Genomic DNA, 18,641 nt, shown 5'->3' with positions numbered 1-18,641 from the left:
CCGTAAGCTCCGCGATTTCAGACGGAGCGGATCTCGTTTTCTATACAAAAAAGAGAGGTGAAAGGGATTTGCGGATTTTACATACGGCGGACTGGCATCTTGGAAAAACGCTTGAAGGAAGAAGCAGGCTGAGTGAACAGGCCGATGTGCTTGATGAATTGAATGCGATTGTAAAAGAAGAGCAGGTCGATGCCATTGTCATGGCGGGGGACGCGTTTGACACCGTAAACCCGCCGGCTTTAGCCGAGCGGCTGTTTTATGAAAGCCTGTCTGCGCTCAGCGACAGGGGAAAGCGCCCGATCGCTGTCATTGCCGGAAACCACGATAATCCTGACCGTTTGTCCGCCGCTTCACCGCTGACACATGAAAACGGCATTTATTTAATCGGTTATCCGACAACAGAACCGCTTCATATTGAAGTGCCTTCAGCCGGGGAGCTTTTGGCTGTCGGAGCACTGGCGTACCCATCTGAAGCGCGGTTAAATGAAGTGCTTTCCGATACATTTGATGAAAAGCTGCTCCGTGATCATTATGATGTGAAAATCAGGCAGGCGTTTGAGCATATGACAAGCCGGTTCCGCAAAGACGCAGTGAAGATTGCCGCCAGCCATATTTATGTCGCAGGCGGAAACCAAACGGATTCAGAGCGGCCGATTGAAGTCGGCGGGGCTTATACGGTGGCCGCTGAAAGCCTGCCGGCTGATGCCGCTTACGTTGCGCTCGGCCATTTGCATCGGCCGCAAACGATCAAACGGGCGCGTACGCTTGCGCGATATTCAGGATCTCCGCTCGCCTACAGCTTTTCTGAAGCGGGCTACGCCAAATCAGTGACAATCGTGGACGCGAAGCCGGGGGAAGAGGCCTCTTGGCATGAGGTTTTATTATCAAGCGGCAAGCCCCTTGTGAAGTGGAAAGCGGCAAATGGCTTAAGCGAGGTGTACAGCTGGCTGGATGAAGGCAGGGATCAGAATGCCTGGATTGACCTTGAAATCCGTGTGGCGGACCAGTTATCACTTGAAGAAATCCACAGACTGCGGAAGGCGCACCCGGGCTTTATCCATATCAGGCCGGTTTTTGAAGAACAGAACAAAGACCGAGAACAGATCGAGGTTAAGCATGTGTCGATCGAAGACCGTTTTAAGACATTTTATGAAAAACAAACTGGCGGCGCGGTGCCGGATGAAGAAATGGTGAAGCTGTTTTTAGAGCTTGCATCAGGCGTTGAAGAGGAGGATGCGAAATGAAGCCGATCGTCTTAACTATAAAGGGGCTCCACAGCTTTAGAGAAGAGCAGACGATAGATTTTGAAGGCCTTTCGGGCGCCGGTGTTTTCGGCATTTTCGGCCCGACAGGAAGCGGTAAATCCTCTATCCTCGACGCAATGACGCTTGCTTTATACGGAAAGGTGGAGCGGGCCGCAAACAATACGCACGGAATTTTAAACCATGCGGAAGATACGCTGTCTGTTTCCTTTACCTTTGCGCTTCAGACGAATCATCAAATCTCTTACAAAGTCGAGCGTGTGTTTAAGAGAACGGATGAAATGAAGGTGAAAACGGCACTTTGCCGCTTCATCGAAATCAAAGACGAGCACACGGTGCTGGCTGATAAAGCCAGCGAAGTGAATAAAAGAGTCGAGGAGCTCTTGGGGCTGACGATCGACGACTTTACAAGAGCGGTGGTGCTGCCGCAAGGAAAATTCGCCGAATTTCTGTCTTTAAAAGGGGCGGAGCGCAGGCATATGCTTCAGCGTTTGTTTCACTTGGAGCAGTATGGAGACCGGCTTGTGAAAAAGCTGAGGCGGCAGGCACAGGAAGCCAATGCGAGAAAAAATGAAATGCTTGCTGAACAGTCCGGTCTAGGTGAGGCGAGCTCAGAAGCGGTTGAGCAGGCGGAAAAGGCTCTCGAACAAGCCGAAGCTCATCTGGAAGCAATGAGGAAGAATCGCGATCAGGCAAAAGAGCGGTTTACGGAGCACCAGGAGATTTGGAATGTCCAAAAGGAACAATCGGCTTATGAAGAAGAGAAAAAACGTCTCGAAGAGGAACAGCCGCACGTAGACAGCATGCAAAAACGCCTGCTGGAAGCAGAAACAGCCTCAGCACTGAAGCCCTATGCGGACCGGTATGCAGAAGCGATCCAGCAAGAGGAGAAGGCTGCAAAGGAACAAATGCTTGCCCAAAAGGATTTAGCAGACCGGACAGCATACTATCATCAAAAACATGAAGAGTATGAAGCGTGGCGCCGGCACAAAAGCGAGAAAGAACCTAAGCTTTTAACCGAGCAGGAGCAGCTTTCCCGCTTGCAGGAGATTGAAATCAAACGAAGTGAGGCCAAGCAAGAGGAAGAACGCAAAAAGGCTGAACTCCAGCAGAAAGAAGAGGCTCTTCAATCTGTCATGAATGAATTGGAGACTGTAACAGACCGTCTTTTACGAGGGCAAAACAGACAGACGGAACTGAAGCAACAGCTCAAATCTCTGCAGGTGACATCAGATGAGCGAAAAAGCTGCCAGCAGGCCGCAGAGATGGCATTGCGCATCAGACAGACTGAGGAGCAAATCACGACAGAGAAAAAACGAAGTGACGCATTGAACCTCGTTCTGCAGAAGATGAATGAAGAGAAGAGTACACTCGATCAAAAGACGGGGGCGGAAGAAAACAATATCGTACAGGCATATGAGGCTGTACAAACCGTGTACCATTTGGTGTGTGAGACGGAACGGTCATTAGCCGGTATGACTGAGCAGGCTAAAAAGAGACAACAAACGCTTCACGCACAGCGTGAAAAAGCAAGAATGGCGTTGCTCACAAAAGAATTAGCCGAAAAACTGACTGCCGGAAAGCCTTGCCCGGTCTGCGGTTCAACCCATCATGATCCGTCTGCCTCAGTACATGAAACATATGAGCTCGACAGCAGTCTTGAAGAAAACATCAAGCGGACAGATGTGTTGTTGACGGAAGCGGCAGCTCTCGGCCAGGAGATTCTTTCAGCCAAAATCACACTTGAAGAACAGTCCGCACGGTTTATTGAACAGTGTCCGTTTTTGCAAACGATTCAAGCGCCGAACCTTGAAGCGGCAGCTTCTTACGAGGATCAGCCGGTGCATGAGGCATTCGATACTGCCAAAATTGAATGGAAACGAGTCAAACAGGATATTCTTTCTGTTAAAACACGAATGGCGCAAATGATTAGCGCTTATCAGGAGTCTTTAAAAAAGGCCGATCAGCTTAATGAAAAAATCGGTTTTGAAAAAAGAGAGGCTGACCGTATTGAAAGCATCATTACCGAGCTTCAGTCCTCGATGGACAGCCGCCTGAAAATGTTTAAAGAAGCGTTTCAAGATCAGTCTGTGAATGAAGCGGAAAAATGGCAGCAAGCCATTGAAGAAAAGGACCGGGCTGCAGAAGAATGCGAAAAACGCATTGAGAAGAGCATCGCGTTTCTTGCTGAGCATGAAGCACAAAAGGAAAAGCTGCGGGAGTCGGGGCATCAGCTTGAACGTGAAAAGCTGGAGCTTCATTATGCGGCTGAACGCATCAAGAGCGTGATAGCGGATTATGAGCACGAACTCGGAGATTACGCAAAACGAGACTCGATCGAGATCAAACTTCGCTCTGTCCAACACGATCTAAAGCAGTTAAAGGAAAAAGAGCAATCTCTATATGAAGAATTGCAAAGCGCCCAGATGAAGCTCAATCAGGCGAAAAGCCGCGCTTCAGCAAGCGAGCTGACGCTTCAAGAGGCGAAAGACAGATTGGAAAAAGCCGAAGCCGCTTGGCTCGAACATGCGAAAAGCACCTGCTTTACCCGGGCTGAGGAGGTGGAGCGAAGTCTTATCCCAGCCGAAGAGCTTGACAAGATGAAAGCCGGCATCGACCAGTTTATGGATAAGCTGAAGCAGAATGCTGCAAACTTAAAACGTGTAGCAGAGATACTTGCCGGCCGAGCCTTATCAGAGAGCGAATGGAGCGCAACCGTTACGGCATTACAAGAAGCTGAGGACGCATTAGGCGCTGCTATAGAGGAAAAAGGCGCAGCATCGAAAGCGCTGGCCGTCATTCGCGACCATCATAAACGGTTTAACGAAATTGAAGCTGAACTGAAAAAATGGCAGACACATATTGACAGGCTGGACAAGCTGCAAGCTGTGTTTAAAGGCAATACCTTCGTTGAATTTTTAGCTGAGGAGCAGCTTGAAAGCGTTGCGCGGGACGCATCAGCAAGACTTGGCATGCTGACGAGACAGCGCTATGCCATAGAAGTGGATTCAGAAGGCGGATTCGTGATGCGGGATGACGCGAATGGGGGCGTCAAACGCCCGGTATCCAGCTTATCTGGAGGAGAGACCTTCCTCACTTCGCTTTCTCTCGCTCTTGCGCTGTCCGCGCAGATCCAGCTTCGCGGGGAATACCCGCTGCAGTTCTTTTTCTTAGATGAAGGGTTCGGCACCCTTGATCAAGATCTGCTGGATACGGTTGTGACAGCCTTGGAAAAACTGCAGTCCGACAATCTGTCTGTCGGTGTCATCAGCCATGTGCAGGAACTGCGGGCACGGCTTCCGAAAAAGCTGATCGTCCATCCGGCTGAACCGAGCGGCCGCGGAACACGGATATCTCTTGAGTTGATGTAAGAAGGGGGAAACGGATATGGCAAAGCAGACTGCCGGAATATGTGAGCTGTGCGGCCGGAGTGATGTCCAGCTGACAGAGCACCATCTCACACCGAAAGAGGAAGGCGGAACATTCCTGCCGACAGCTATGCTCTGTATTCCTTGCCATAAACAGATTCATGCCTTATATACCAATCAAGAGCTTGCGGTTCGCTTAAACGGAATAGATGAACTTAGAAGTGATCCGCAGCTTGCCCGGTTTGTCAAATGGATCAGAAAACAGCCGCCTGAGAAGCTGATCAAAACAAAGAAATCGAATGAACGAAAAAAATGACTAAAAAGCAGCCCTCTCTTTGCAGAGCGGCTGCTTTTATCCATTTCCAACCATATCTTGATCGCTGACATCGGGGTCTATATAATTTGTCGCGTTGACTGCATTGTTTAATAGAAGGAAGTCTCCCGTGTTTCCTGCTCCCGAACCGAGCGCAGATTTTGAAGAGCTTTTCGGAGAAAGGTAAAAGGAATCACCAAAGTTTACGACTCCGCCCGATATCGAATTGATAGCTATAGGCCCGACAATTGCTGGCATAAACGACACCCTTTATCGAAGTCTCTGTTTAGTATATGCTCTTGGCGGACTATTGTGAGCGCGGAGACTGAATCTGCCTGATATGTTTGATTCTCGCATCGCCGCGGACAACCGAAGCCGCCCCTGCATGAAAGACAGAAGAGGATGAGACCCCTTGAATTTTGACGTTGCGAACATGAATGACCGGAACCTCGTGGCAAAATGCGCTTTGCACCCCTGTTTCCGGAATCGGTGTCACAGCCTGCTGCTGAAAGATCGGGTAATCCTTGCTGTGAAATGAGCCTTCATTATTGTAAAACGTAGACAGCGAGCGTTGTACAGCAAATACTTTTATGCTCATATCGATTTCGTTTGTGTCGCCAACTTGAAACACACTTGCTATTGCGAGAGAGTTAAATTTAATCGTTCTGATGCGGGATATACGCTTAAGCATTATGCCGGCGACAGCGGAGCAAACGGTCCGATAATAAGAGATTCAGGCGGAGTGTCGAAAATTGAAGAGAGATAGATCGCTTCAGTGTCTCCGATGTGAAAAATAGAGGAGCTGGACACACCGTTCATTCGGATATCCCCGACCTCCAGATTACGGTTGACAACTGTGAAAATCATGCTTGCTCATCTCCTTTCATTTCGGATGGAATATGTTCCAGAAAATGTTCTACAGCACGGATCACGTCCCGCTTCACATGCTCAGCGATATGTTCCGCATATTGTTTAGGCGGTGTCTGTTCTTCTTTTTTGATATGGGACATATAATAGTGAATCCGGCTGTCCATTTGTTTTCTGATGTCTTCAATGACATGATGCCTGTTTGTATCGTCAAGCCTGCTGTCATATTGGTTTTCAAGCTGCTCCAAAACATCTGGAATTTCTTCGGTTAAAAACATGTCGACATTTTGTCGGATCTGCTGCATGAGCTGGGCGCTCTCTTCCTGCTGCATCATCCCGATTTCAGGTGTTGTTTGGCTGACTTCAAAATTTTGGACACTGTTCGGGTCTGTCGGATTTAAGCCGATATTCAGTGTCCCGTCGAGCCGTTCAATTTTCAGCTGGTCAAATTTATACTCCACACGCTCAATGGTTGTGGCCGGCCGCTGTTTCATCGAATTCATTTCAGTTTGAATCTCTTTCAGCTGACGTTCGAGCTGCTGAATATGAAGCGCCTGCTGCTGAACGAAGGAGTTCAAGTTTTGCAAATAAGAGGAAACAGATTGATCATACATGGTCTTTCACCTCTTTCATATGATTAACGGCCAGGAGGCTGGAGCGGGACCAATGCACCTGTATCGGGCTCCTGCGACTCGACTGGCTGCCCCAAGGCAGTTACCTCTGGAGCGGCTTCTACATAACTGCCCGTATTATACAAGTTTGACAAAGATTTGATTGATCCAGCGCTTCCGATTTGCAGAATAGAGGAGTTGCTGATGGATTCAAGCCGAAGATAGTTAATTTGAATGGTTTGATTCACATAGAAATTCATGGGCCTCACTCCTTTACGCATTCCCTGCGATCGGCTGATCAACTGCATCGTTGTCATATACATTCGTCGCGTTTTTGTAATTCGTCACTTTGAGGCTGTCACCGGTATTAAAACTGCCCGCACCTGCAAACGTTCTGACCTGTGCCTGAGGAGAAATCGTAATGCAGTCCCCGATGTGAACGACTCCGCTCGTACCAATCGCATTAATTTTAAACGCTCCGACAATGGCCGGCATGCGAGCACATCCTTTGTTGAAAAATTGAAAAAAGGCGGGTAAAGTAAAAATACAATTTGATTTCAATTGGGCTATTCACGATAGCTTATGACAAACGCGCATATGTGTGAGGGAAATTTAAAGGGGACATATCAGCTTTTCGTGCAAACGATTAAATTTTTTCAGCCGATATGTTTAATTGTTTGAAAAGCCGGGTAATGTATAAACTGAGCGGAATTGCGGCGATGGATGCCGCTATCCGCCTGCGTGATTTTTATTTCAGTTTCTTTGGTGTTTTTGCGTGTAGGAAATGCTTTTTGGAGTATGTCGTGCTGCGGTAACCGATTTTTTAGGCGGACACATTCTCGCCCTGAGGTATATCTCAGAAGTGCTGAGCAAAAAGCGGAGTTACATATGGTGAAATCAATGTTATAGAAAATGATTCACATACGGGAGTTTTCAGGATATCCCCCAAAAACCATTTCTTTTTTAATTCGGGTGTTCAGCAGACTGTCCAGCTCTTGGCTGCATTGAATCGTTTCCTTTGAGTTCATGCCGTATTTTTGTGCTGTTTCAATTAGTGTGATTCTCATTTCTTCAATTTTACTATTCATTACCCTATCTCCAATTCTAGAATTTATTTTGATCAAAACAGGATATCGTTAGTATAACCCATTTTTGCTGAAAAGGTTGCCTTTCGTCAATTTGACTAAAAAAGCGACAATTTTTTTGCGGCCTTTTTTTCATGCAAGGAAGGACTATAGTCTTGCTAAGTGTGCTTGCAAAAAGTCCTGCCGTTCCTCAATTTCTCTAAGTATGTTTGTCTGCTCCTTTTCGAATTGAAAGGGGTTTTTTTTTATAAAAGGATCATCATCAGCTTTTTGACAAATGTCAAGTTGCCATTCGCTGATGAAAGGAGACAATCGTTCAATGGTAAACGACCGGTCCAGCACGTTTTTCATTAATGTGTGATATTGCGACCGGAAAGCGGGAATGGAAAGCAGCCTTGACGCAAGCGTCCGTCCTTTAGTCAGCAGAGGATCTTCGTCAGCTATTCCGTGTGCGGCAAGCGATCGTGTCTCTGTCGGGGAAACGTGAAGCCGGCCGGATTCGTTTAAACAAAATGTGTAATAAAAACATTGACGGGTGCAGGTGCTGCCGATCAGCCACAAAAAAAACAATTTGATATCCAGATACATTTTAATGCGTTCAGCTAATTCGGCATCTTCCGCTGTACGAATCAGCGTGAAAAATTCGTGTGAAAACGCGGAAGGTTCATCTTTAAAAACGGACAGCGGAACCCGCGGATCGGCAGTCTTTACTCGATAAGCTTTCCTATCGGTTAGCTGATGGTTCTTGATGTTCAAATAAATGCCTTCGGGCTGGCCATTGATGGTCAGAAAGCTGTATGAGGCAGCGGGAGCAGGAACACCGATCTCGCCAAAAAGACAATAAGCGAGCCTGCGCCGCATCAGGGACGGATCACTCTCTTCCGCATTCAAAAAAAGTGTGCTTTCACCTAGCGGAGCCTTTTCCCAGCTGATTTCATAGGATGTCTTTTCCGCTCTGTCACGCTGTGTGAGAAGAATGGGAGAAACTGATAAGTCTGTCACCAGAAGCCCCTTGGCAGTTCCTTTTTTCTTAAGCTGATGCCGATGAAAAAATAAATGTACGCTCTCCATCTTTTTTCCTCCTCCTCAAAACGACATTTGTATGATATGTACTGCAAGCCCGTCCTGAAACGAAATGAAAACGGTCGTGATAAAAAGGGATTTCAGCATTCGACAGAGAATACATGAAGAAGCAGTCTGATTTAAAAGATGATGGAGGAATAACATGAAATTTGCGACAGGGGAACTTTACAACCGAAAGTTTGTCGGCCTGATCATTGATGATGAGAAAATCATGGATTTGCAAAAGGCTGAGAAGAAACTGTTTGAACTTGAGACGATTCCGGGATCGCTGATTGAATGTATCGCAGAAGGGGATAAATTCGTTACGCATGCGAGGCAGCTGGCCGAGTGGGCAAAGAAACCGAATGATGAGCTGGGATCATTTATGTATTCATTATCTGAGGTGAAGCTCCATGCACCGATTCCTAGGCCATCAAAAAATATCATCTGCATCGGCAAAAACTATAGGGATCACGCGATTGAAATGGGAAGCGAGGCCGACATTCCGGAACATCCGATGGTATTTACAAAATCGCCGGTTACAGTTATAGGGCATGGTGATATCGTAAACAGCCATGAAGGGGTCACCTCTCAGCTTGATTATGAAGGAGAGCTTGCTGTCGTCATCGGAAAAAGCGGCAACCGCATATCAAAAGAAGACGCATATGACCATATTTTCGGATATACGATTGTGAATGATATCACGGCGCGTGATCTGCAAAAAAGGCATAAGCAGTTTTTTATCGGAAAAAGTCTGGATACAACATGTCCAATGGGGCCTGTGCTTGTACATAAATCATCGATTCAGGAGCCTGAGCGCCTCAAGGTTGAAACGAGAGTCAACGGTGAGCTGCGCCAATCCGGTTCGGCAAGCGATATGATCTTTTCCATTCCGGAGTTAATTGAAACCCTCTCGAAGGGGATGACGCTTGAAGCGGGAGACATCATTGCCACCGGTACGCCGTCTGGCGTCGGAAAGGGATTTGCGCCGCCGAAATTCTTGCGGTCAGGTGACAAAGTCGACATTACGATTGATCCGATCGGAACGCTGTCAAACCCAATCGGCTGAACCAAACAGAAGGGCGGACGCGGACCCGCCTTTTTTTCTGAGATTCATCTTTGTGGCAGAGGACAAGTTCATGGTACTATAAGTGGGGTAATTTATCTGATAGGGGGGAACCTGTATGACACACTTACATATTACGACATGGGTGGTAGCGCTGATTCTGCTTTTCGTCAGCTACTCGCTGTATGCGTCAAGAAGTGCGAAGGGCGCAAAAATCACTCATATGATTCTGCGGTTATTCTATATCTTAATTATTTTGACCGGAGCTTGGCTGTTTGTCGATTTCGCCAACTGGAACGGAGAATACGCCGGCAAAATGATTCTTGGCATTATCACTATCGGCCTGATGGAAATGCTCCTCATCCGCAAGAAAAAAGAAAAATCAACCGGAGGCCTATGGATCGGTTTCGTCATTGTCCTTGTGCTGACAGTGCTGCTCGGTCTGCATTTGCCAATCGGCTTTCACTTATTTTAATAGAAACAGTGCGAACCCGGCTCTATGGATGGAGTCGGGTTTTTTGTGTGATTTATCCCTTATATTCCAAATCATTTAAAATAACCTTAAAATTCCCTATAAGCGGTATCTCGTCCTATGAAATTATGATACCTTCAAGAAGATTCATTATTTTACAGGAGGGATATCATGAAACGCAGAAAATTCAGCTCGTTGGTGGCGGCAGTGCTTATTTTTGCACTGATCTTCAGCCTTTTTTCTCCGGGAACCAAAGCGGCGGCCAGCGCGATCGATCAGGCGGCTGCTCTGGAAAACGGCAAAGAACAGACAGGCACCATGAAGGAACCGGAACAGGTGAAATGGTACAAAGTGACTCCGGGAAAAGCGGATATTCAGAAAAACTCACATATGGCACTGACCGTAAAGAGTGATTCAGTACTGAATGTATCTGTATATCCAAGTATGGAAAAAGCGCTTAAAGATGAAACGTTTGAAATGTATCGTTCTTACACGGCGGAGGATGGAAAAAGCGAAGTGATTTTTCCGTACGCGTGGAGCGGCCTCTACTATGTAAAAGTTGAATACCTCGGGGAAGAAGAACCAGAGGACGGCGGAACGGCGGAAGCAGCCGCGGAAGCCAAGTATACGATTGGGTATAAAGGCACGAAAAAGCAACCGTCAGATTTAGAACAGGAAGAAGCTTGTCCGGTGGAAATGAGTGTCGATCAGAAAAAATCGGGAAAAAGCATCCTGGACAAGCTGAGAGCGATTCGCGATGACCAGTTAAACCAAACAGCAGAAGGCAAAGAACTGACAAGCCTTTATTACAAAGCGGCACCGTTTATTGTGGCAAAGCTCGCATTCAATAAAACAGCGAGAAATGAAATCTATCAGGATCTTGTGACATTAAAGCCGTTGTTTGATGATGTGTCAGAAAACGGTGCATCATCTTCATATCGGATAACTGAAAAGGATCAAAAAGCGATCAATCGGCTATACGAGAATGCTTTACAATCCGTCCCGTCTTTTCTTAAAAAGGAGATAAAGAAACAGGCGGAACGATTCAATATCAAGCAGCTGCAAGGCAAAACAGCTGGAGCGATTTTAACTGAAAATAAACTTGCGGCAAAAAGTGAAGTTCAGAAAACAAAGGTCATTTTCAAGGTGAAGAACAATAAAAGCCTCTCATCCGTACATAATGAAATGAAGGGCTTTTCTGCAAGCGCGCAATCGAAAAAAGACATTTCCAATGTGAAAAAGGCAAAGAAACTGTTTGACAATCTTTATTCATTTGAGCTTCCGAAAGATGAAAAACAGAACGGCACATATACGGCAAGCGCAAAACGGGTCAAAAGCGCTGCTGCGACATTATCCAAGATGTCTAACGTAGAGTTTGCGGAACCTGTGCAGGAATACAAAAGCCTGTCAAACGATATTCAATACCCTTACCAATGGCCGCTTAAAAACAACGGTGAAAACGGCGGTGTTAAAAACGCGGATGTGAAATACGAGCCTGCCAGCTCCCTGCTGTCTAAACGCAAGCTGAACGATACATTCATTGCGGTCGTAGACACAGGTGTGGACAGCACACTTGCCGATTTAAAAGGAAAAGTAAGAACAGATCTCGGACGCAATTTTGTCGGACGGAATAACAACGCAATGGACGATCAGGGGCATGGGACGCACGTCGCCGGCATTATTGCCGCTCAAAGCGATAATGGCTATTCAATGACTGGTTTGAACGCCAAAGCGAAAATCATCCCGGTAAAAGTGCTTGATTCCACAGGAGCCGGAGATACTGAACAAATTGCCCTTGGCATCAAATATGCTGCTGACAAAGGGGCAAAGGTGATTAATTTAAGTTTAGGCGGAGGCTACAGCCGCGTACTTGAATTTGCTTTGAAATACGCGGCTGACAAAAATGTCCTGATTGCCGCAGCCAGCGGAAATGACGGAGCCAATTCCTTATCTTATCCCGCTTCTTCTAAATATGTGATGTCAGTCGGAGCAACGAACCGCATGGATATGACCGCAGATTTCTCTAACTATGGAAAAGGTCTGGATATCTCCGCGCCAGGGTCTGATATCCCGAGCTTAGTGCCGAACGGAAATGTCACGTACATGAGCGGAACGTCTATGGCGACACCGTATGCTGCCGCTGCTGCAGGCTTGCTGTTTGCACAAAACCCTAAGCTGAAAAGAACAGAAGCAGAGGATATTTTGAAAAAGACGGCGGATGATATTTCGTTTGAAAGTGTCGATGGCGAAGAAGAAGAATTGTATGACGATTATGGTGATCCGATTGACATTCCGAAGATCCCCGGAGTTGACTGGCACTCAGGCTACGGGCGGCTGAATGTCATGAAGGCTGTCAGCGCAGTTGATGTACAGCTCAAAGTCAACAAGCTTGAAAGCACACAAACAGCCGTCAGAGGAAGCGCGAAGGAAGGCACGCTTATCGAAGTGATGAGCGGCAAGAAAAAACTCGGCAGCGCCAAAGCCGGAAAAAATGGTGCATTTAAGGTCAATATCCCAACTCAAAAACAAGATCAAGTACTGTATGTAAAAGCAGCAAAAGGCGATGCGAAAACGTCGTATAAAATTGTTGTTGTCAAAGGAAAACCTTCAGGCACACCGAAAGTAAACGCAGTGAAAACGAAAGATACGGCAGTGAAAGGAAAGGCGAACAGCAAAGCAATGATCAGAGTGAAAAACAAATCAAAGAAAGTCATCGCTTCTGCCAAAGCTGACGCGAAAGGAACGTTCACGGTGAAAATCAAAAAACAAAAAGCCGGAACGGTGCTGTACGTCACGGCTGCTGATCCAGACAAAAAAGAAAGCAAGAATGTAAAAGTCGTCGTTGAAAAATAACCAAAAAGCGGTGCTCGCTGCACCGCTTTTTTTATTTGCGCCCCCGCTGGACCGCTGAATACATAATGGATCGCTTTCCGTTTGATGCCGTCCATTCGAACCGGTCTCCTGTCCCTTCGCTGCTATAGTGATGCTGCATCGCGCATTGGGCGGTGTCGTTTGAAAAGTGATAAAAAGAAACACCCTGCTCCTCCGATGTATTCGTAAAGACTCCTTTATTATAAGAAAACACGCAATCGAATACCGATAAGCCAAAGCTGTGCAAATGCTGTAAAAATGCGAGAAAGGTTTCGTCATCAAGCGAATCCAAAAGCGTCATGAGCGGGCGCTTGACTGATTTCTCATAGCGGATGCGTTCTCCGCCTGAAAGGGAGATGTTTTCTTCACCGCATGCCAGAATTGATTTATCCTGAAAGCCGGCCGGTTCCCACTTTCCTTTATGATGGAGCCAGATTGGGCTGTGATGCAGACTGTCTGCCAGCAGTATATCGCCTTCTCCGTTTTCGATTAAACAGATTCCATCTTCGATGAGGATGGTGCCGTATTCCCATTTTCGTTCCTCTTTATATAATAATTGTTTCCGTTTCATGCATGCTGTCTCCTTTTTCTTCTTTCCTCTCCTTTCTTTCCAATTCAAGCCTGTCCCATACAACTCTTTTGTGGACAAATCAACTATCTGCCTATAGATGCATAAACTTACTAAGGTGCTGAAAGAAACGAAATTGTGACGAAAGAAACGGGATTGGAGCTGATATCACATGTGTGGAATTACGGGTTGGGTCGATTTTAAAAAGCAGCTCGTCCAGGAAAAACAAACGATCAACAGAATGACAGACACTCTTTCCAAACGGGGGCCTGATGATTCTAACGTTTGGGGGGAGCACCATGTTTTATTCGGACATAAAAGGCTTGCGGTCGTTGATATCGAAGGCGGGCGCCAGCCGATGGCATGCACCTATAAAGGAGATACGTACACCATTATTTACAATGGCGAGCTGTATAACACGGAAGATCTGCGCAAAGAATTGCGGGCGCGGGGCCATCAGTTCGAGCGGACGTCAGATACCGAGGTGCTGCTGCACAGCTACATTGAATGGCAGGAAGACTGTGTAGATCATCTCAATGGCATATTCGCTTTTGCTGTGTGGGATGAAAAGCGTGAACTGCTGTTCGCCGCGAGAGACCGTCTCGGCGTGAAGCCGTTTTTTTATACGGAGCAGGGGTCTTCTTTTCTCTTCGGGTCAGAAATCAAAGCGATTCTCGCACACCCTCATATAAAAGCCCGAGTGGACAGAACAGGACTTTCTGAAATTTTCGGACTTGGACCGTCCAGAACCCCGGGTACTGGCGTATTTAAAGGCGTGAAAGAAGTCCGGCCGGCTCACGCGCTGACGTTTTCCAAAGACGGGCTGAACATTTGGCGTTATTGGAATGTTGAAAGCGAAAAACATACGGACAGTTTTGATGACACGGTTGCCAATGTCAGGTCGTTGTTTCAGGATGCGGTGACGCGGCAGCTTGTATCGGATGTGCCGGTTTGTACGTTCCTATCAGGCGGACTGGATTCAAGCGCCATTACAGCGGTTGCGGCAGGCCATTTTGAAAAGGAAGGAAAAGCCCCGCTTCATACTTATTCGATTGATTACGAAGAGAATGATAAATTTTTTCAAGCAAGCGCTTTTCAGCCGAATGACGATGGGCCTTGGATTGAAAAAATGACAGATGCCTTCAGCACAACGCACCACAAATGCGTCATCAGCCAAAAGGATCTCGTCGATCATTTAGAGGAAGCCGTATTGGTTAAAGACTTGCCGGGAATGGCTGATGTCGACTCATCCCTGTTGTGGTTTTGCCGGGAAATCAAAAAGGACTTTGTCGTCAGCCTGTCGGGAGAGTGCGCGGATGAGATTTTCGGAGGGTATCCGTGGTTCCATACAGCAGACGTTGAGTCGGGATTTCCGTGGATGAGATCGACAGAGGAGCGGATCAAGCTGCTATCTGAATCATGGCAGAAAAAATTGAATCTAAAAGAATACGTAAATGCCAAATACGAAGAAACCTTGGCGGAAACACCATTATTAGACGGAGAAACGGGTGTGGACAAAGCAAGAAGACAGTTATTCTATTTAAATATGCTTTGGTTTATGACGAACCTTTTGGATCGGAAGGACCGCATGAGCATGGGAGCGAGCCTTGAAGTGCGGGTGCCGTTCGCCGATCACCGGCTCGTGGAATATGTTTGGAATATCCCATGGGAAACGAAAATGCATGACAACCGGGAAAAAGGCATTTTGCGCAAAGCGCTAGAGGGCATTTTGCCTGATGACATTCTGTATCGCAAAAAAAGCCCGTATCCGAAAACACACCACCCTGAATATACAAAAGGCGTCAGCGAATGGCTGAAAACGATCAGAAGCCAAAAGGACTCCGTGCTCCATACCCTGCTGGACAGAAAACAATTGGATCAGCTCTTAGAAACGGAAGGCTCCTCCTTCAAGGTTCCGTGGTTCGGACAGCTCATGAAGGGGCCTCAGCTGATCGCCCACCTTGCCCAAATTCATACGTGGTTTGAAGCGTATCGCATTGATATTGATGAGGGATAAAGATATTTAACATTATGATCTAGAAGGTATATATAAACAAAAAAGGATAGGTGAGCAGAAAATATGCTCTACTTATCCTTTTTTGTACTGCAGAACCAATTTCGACTTGTTGTTGCACGAAAGCCCCCGTTACTTCAATAGTTCAATTTTCTCCCAATGAAATTAGCTGATATAGGGCTTAATTTTAATTCCCTAGCCCATACAGAAAGTTGGCCAATATGGTGAATTTCGTGAGCAATGATATGGTGTAATATATCATCTCTCGTATATAAAACCTCTTTATCCCAAGGAACGCTTACAAGTTCATCTTTTATTTCATCTGAATGTGTTTCTAAAAAGTCAATAATGTCAGTTCGGAAACTAATTGAAAGGGATTGAACCTTCTCTAGTGTATGATAATCAGCGAACTGAACAACGATATCTTCTTTCCCTTGGATAGCACGAACCCAACTATATTCCACGTCAATAATATGAAAAAGGGTATATAAAATACTTCCTACCCCACCAAGATGTTTTTTCAGTAACTCTTCAGTGGATAGTTGATGACACCAAGTAAACCATTCATCCCTTACCTGCCAGTTATACTCAAAAAATTTTATCACTTAAATCACTCCAATAATAGGATACATCAAATAACAATTATCCTTTTTCCCTTACATTCCTCCTTTTATTGAAGTAACCTGCCTGTGACATGAAAGGCAAGTTTAGCTGTCATCATAAAAACATACACTCCCTTATCTTTTACAAAGTGGGAATCGGCTTTTTCTTCATATACAATTGGGAGAAAACATAATAGACTTGAAGAAGCAGTGATACATAGGAGTGAAAAGAAATGAAAGAGATAAAAGAGGCCTATCAGCAGTGCGGGCAGATCGTCAGCGCCCGCGAACCAGCCTGCTACAAAGCATTCTCGTTTCTGCCGCTGAAGCAAAGACAGGCCGCTTGGGCGGTCATGACGTTTTGCCATACGGCGGCCAGTTCGGATGAGAAGGCGTTATTTGCCATGGAAGCTGAGGCGGAACAGGTTTTTTCCGGGACATATAACGAAAATGATTATTTATGGAAGGCTTTCGGCCATACGTATCAGACCTTTACATTGGACAGCGGGCCGTTCCGTGAGTTCATTGCCGGACAGAAAGCGGAAGATAAACCGTTCGAAAGCCTCGATGAACTGCTCATGCACGCATATCAGACGGGTGGTGCGGCCGGATTGATGCTGCTGCCGATACTGACACGCCGAAACCAAGATCAGCTCAAACAAGCAGCCGTCTCTCTCGGCTTGGCTATACAGCTGATTCGAACCTTAAGAGATATCGGCACGGGCCACCAGCAAAAAAGCCGCATCCCTCGGCAGGTGATGCAGCAATTTGGATATACAGAGGACGATCTTCAGAAGGGCGTCGTCAATAAGCCGTTCACCATGACATGGGAGTATATCGCTTTTGAAGCGGAAGCCTACCTTGAAGAGTGCCAGGATGCCTTGTCGCTATTCCCGATGTATTCGCAAAAAACGGTGAAAGCCGCTCTTCATTTGTACCGTGCTGTTTTAGAAAAAATCCGGTCGGAGCAATACGACGTCTTTCAACATCAATACGCTGTCACAGAGAAAGAAGCGAAGTTGATTCTGTCTGACATATAAAAAAACACCCGGCCTTGAACCGGGTGTTATGCCATGCCTTTTTGAATCCAGATACGTGAGCGCCATCTTCTGTACATTAAGATTCCCCGGACCCATTCGTCCGCGATAAAGGAAATCCAAATGCCGGCAAGACCGAAACCGAGGTGGATGCCGAATAGATAGGCAAGCGGGAGCCCGATGCCCCACATCGAAATCATTGCCATGTAGACAGGGAACTTCGCATCGCCAGCCGCCCGCAGGGAGTTGATAATGACGACGTTAAATGAACGGCCCGGTTCAAGAATAATCGTCATCGCAATCAATAAGCTTGCAGTCGCGATAATATCAGGGCTTTGTGTAAAGATGCCGATGAGATCCTTGGAAAAGATCGTCATTAAAACAGACGTTGCCGCCGCAATTCCGAGGGCCCAGTATAGGCTCTTCATACAGCGTTCATAAGCGGCGTCAAACTGTTTGCCGCCGATATAGCGGCCGATTAAAATTTGTGTGCCTTGGCTGATCGCGGTGCCGAACAGCAAAATAAACATCGTAATATTTTGCGTGTACACTTTAGTTGTCAAAGCCTGCGCGCCCATGATGGCGATAAAATAAGTGACAATCATTTGCGACAGGTTGTATGAAAGCTGTTCTCCCGCAGAAGGGATGCCGATTTTCAGCAGCTTGCGCAGATGCTCTTTATGCATATGAAAGACTTTTTTCAACGACATTTTCAGCTGAATGCGTTTGTTGACAATGACAATCATCGCGATTAATCCGATGACGCGGGCGATAGATGTAGATATCGCCACACCGGCAACGCCGAGAACAGGAAAGCCGAACAGGCCGAAAATCACAATAAAGTTTCCAGCAATGTTTAAAAGGTTCATGCCGATTGTGACAAACATTGTATCTTTTGTGTAGCCGTAGCTTTTTAAGATCGCGCTGAACGTCATGATTAAAGCCTGAATAAAGGACAGACCTCCGACAACTTGTAAAAAAACTTTCGCATCAGGCATCAGTGCGTTTGATAACCCCATCATATGAAGGAGAGGGACGGCTGCGAAAAAGACGAGGGCGCTGATGGCAAGGCTGATGAAGAAGTTGGCGCCGATTGACACATAAGCGACTTCCATGGCTTCTTTCTTTTGCCGTGACCCTAAAAATTGTGAAATGATAACAGTCGTTCCTGTTGCGATAAAGCTGAACATCACGATAATTAAATTCAAAATCTGGTTGCTGACGCCGACTGCTGCCACGCTGTTATCTGAGTATTGGCTGAGCATCAATGTATCGGCATTACCCATAAACATATATAATGAGACCTCGATAAAGATCGGCCAAGTAAGCGAAAATAATGAGAACGATTTGTCAGCGGGTTTTTTCAAAGCAGTTGATTTGAAGACAGCTTGTTTCATTGTGTCTAACCCCTTTCGTAAATAAAATCAACGTTTTAAAGTGTAC

18 protein-coding genes and 1 pseudogene are annotated in these 18,641 nt (G+C 46.4%); 8 read left to right on the top strand and 11 right to left on the bottom strand.

The features are described from left to right. Positions 1-68: 68 nt before the first annotated feature. The 3 genes from sbcD to hlpB are packed head-to-tail and all read left to right on the top strand — an operon-like array spanning position 69 to position 4,946. The gene (sbcD, locus tag ACMX2I_RS16095) at positions 69-1,244 is read left to right on the top strand and encodes an exonuclease subunit SbcD (protein WP_414957465.1); all 1,176 of its coding nucleotides are present in this window, start codon (positions 69-71) and stop codon (positions 1,242-1,244) included. After that, entirely contained in the window at positions 1,241-4,633 is a 3,393-nt protein-coding gene (gene sbcC / locus ACMX2I_RS16090) for an exonuclease subunit SbcC (RefSeq protein ID WP_414957464.1), read from the top strand. Before sbcD ends, sbcC begins: the two co-directional genes overlap by 4 nt. Before the next feature lie 16 nt (positions 4,634-4,649). Further along, positions 4,650-4,946 carry an HNH nuclease-like protein HlpB gene (hlpB, locus tag ACMX2I_RS16085; RefSeq protein WP_414957463.1) on the top strand — a complete coding sequence of 99 codons (297 nt, stop codon included), beginning with the start codon at positions 4,650-4,652 and terminating at the stop codon, positions 4,944-4,946. A gap of 36 nt (positions 4,947-4,982) precedes the next feature. Here hlpB and ACMX2I_RS16080 read toward each other — a convergent pair whose 3' ends face one another. The 8 genes from ACMX2I_RS16080 to ACMX2I_RS16045 form a co-directional block, all read right to left on the bottom strand. After that, entirely contained in the window at positions 4,983-5,201 is a 219-nt protein-coding gene (locus tag ACMX2I_RS16080) for a spore germination protein (RefSeq protein WP_010333667.1), read from the bottom strand. A gap of 49 nt (positions 5,202-5,250) precedes the next feature. Next, positions 5,251-5,634 (bottom strand): spore germination protein GerPE, encoded by a 384-nt coding sequence (locus ACMX2I_RS16075; RefSeq protein WP_087993642.1) that lies wholly within the window; start codon positions 5,632-5,634, stop codon positions 5,251-5,253. Then, positions 5,634-5,810, bottom strand: a complete 177-nt coding sequence (locus tag ACMX2I_RS16070) for a spore gernimation protein GerPD (RefSeq protein WP_087993641.1) — start codon at positions 5,808-5,810, stop codon at positions 5,634-5,636. The genes ACMX2I_RS16075 and ACMX2I_RS16070 overlap by 1 nt, the downstream gene beginning before the upstream one ends. Beyond that, a complete protein-coding gene (locus tag ACMX2I_RS16065) occupies positions 5,807-6,424 on the bottom strand; it encodes a spore germination protein GerPC (protein ID WP_087993640.1) in 618 nt (205 codons plus the stop codon). Before ACMX2I_RS16065 ends, ACMX2I_RS16070 begins: the two co-directional genes overlap by 4 nt. Before the next feature lie 23 nt (positions 6,425-6,447). After that, positions 6,448-6,681, bottom strand: a complete 234-nt coding sequence (locus tag ACMX2I_RS16060; RefSeq protein ID WP_148964232.1) for a spore germination protein GerPB — start codon at positions 6,679-6,681, stop codon at positions 6,448-6,450. A gap of 13 nt (positions 6,682-6,694) precedes the next feature. Beyond that, positions 6,695-6,916: a spore germination protein gene (locus ACMX2I_RS16055; protein WP_087993638.1), complete on the bottom strand. Its 222-nt coding sequence runs from the start codon at positions 6,914-6,916 to the stop codon at positions 6,695-6,697. Between the two features lie 422 nt (positions 6,917-7,338). Beyond that, positions 7,339-7,509: an aspartyl-phosphate phosphatase Spo0E family protein gene (locus ACMX2I_RS16050; protein WP_087993637.1), complete on the bottom strand. Its 171-nt coding sequence runs from the start codon at positions 7,507-7,509 to the stop codon at positions 7,339-7,341. Between the two features lie 144 nt (positions 7,510-7,653). Continuing rightward, positions 7,654-8,577 (bottom strand): CotH kinase family protein, encoded by a 924-nt coding sequence (locus tag ACMX2I_RS16045; RefSeq protein ID WP_414957462.1) that lies wholly within the window; start codon positions 8,575-8,577, stop codon positions 7,654-7,656. A 154-nt stretch (positions 8,578-8,731) separates the two neighbouring features. Here ACMX2I_RS16045 and ACMX2I_RS16040 point away from each other — a divergent pair, with 154 nt between their 5' ends. The 3 genes from ACMX2I_RS16040 (at position 8,732) to ACMX2I_RS16030 (ending at position 12,959) form a co-directional block, all read left to right on the top strand. Further along, positions 8,732-9,637 carry a fumarylacetoacetate hydrolase family protein gene (locus ACMX2I_RS16040; RefSeq protein WP_414957461.1) on the top strand — a complete coding sequence of 302 codons (906 nt, stop codon included), beginning with the start codon at positions 8,732-8,734 and terminating at the stop codon, positions 9,635-9,637. Between the two features lie 115 nt (positions 9,638-9,752). After that, the gene (locus ACMX2I_RS16035) at positions 9,753-10,109 is read left to right on the top strand and encodes a YisL family protein (RefSeq protein ID WP_087993634.1); all 357 of its coding nucleotides are present in this window, start codon (positions 9,753-9,755) and stop codon (positions 10,107-10,109) included. Between the two features lie 168 nt (positions 10,110-10,277). After that, positions 10,278-12,959 carry a S8 family serine peptidase gene (locus ACMX2I_RS16030; RefSeq protein ID WP_414957460.1) on the top strand — a complete coding sequence of 894 codons (2,682 nt, stop codon included), beginning with the start codon at positions 10,278-10,280 and terminating at the stop codon, positions 12,957-12,959. A 31-nt stretch (positions 12,960-12,990) separates the two neighbouring features. Here ACMX2I_RS16030 and ACMX2I_RS16025 read toward each other — a convergent pair whose 3' ends face one another. Beyond that, positions 12,991-13,548 (bottom strand): DUF2777 domain-containing protein, encoded by a 558-nt coding sequence (locus ACMX2I_RS16025; protein ID WP_087993632.1) that lies wholly within the window; start codon positions 13,546-13,548, stop codon positions 12,991-12,993. Positions 13,549-13,717: 169 nt separating this feature from the next. Here ACMX2I_RS16025 and asnB point away from each other — a divergent pair, with 169 nt between their 5' ends. After that, complete coding sequence (asnB, locus tag ACMX2I_RS16020; RefSeq protein WP_087993631.1) at positions 13,718-15,562, top strand: asparagine synthase (glutamine-hydrolyzing); 1,845 nt, start codon at positions 13,718-13,720, stop codon at positions 15,560-15,562. A gap of 134 nt (positions 15,563-15,696) precedes the next feature. Here asnB and ACMX2I_RS16015 read toward each other — a convergent pair whose 3' ends face one another. Next, positions 15,697-16,164, bottom strand: a complete 468-nt coding sequence (locus ACMX2I_RS16015) for a DinB family protein (protein WP_414957459.1) — start codon at positions 16,162-16,164, stop codon at positions 15,697-15,699. A 207-nt stretch (positions 16,165-16,371) separates the two neighbouring features. On the opposite strand from ACMX2I_RS16015, the pseudogene ACMX2I_RS16010 reads away from it, so the two are divergent. Further along, positions 16,372-17,201: pseudogene (locus ACMX2I_RS16010) on the top strand (phytoene/squalene synthase family protein). 26 nt (positions 17,202-17,227) lie between these two features. Here ACMX2I_RS16010 and ACMX2I_RS16005 read toward each other — a convergent pair. Further along, positions 17,228-18,595, bottom strand: coding sequence for an MATE family efflux transporter (locus tag ACMX2I_RS16005; RefSeq protein WP_414957458.1), 1,368 nt, complete (start codon positions 18,593-18,595; stop codon positions 17,228-17,230). Positions 18,596-18,641: the final 46 nt, after the last annotated feature.

Origin of the sequence: Bacillus sp. SW14, assembly GCF_047608225.1 — a bacterium.
GTDB lineage: Bacteria > Bacillota > Bacilli > Bacillales > Bacillaceae > Bacillus > Bacillus subtilis_G.
Note: the sequence above shows the minus strand (reverse complement) of the source record. Positions and strands in the feature narration are given on the sequence as shown.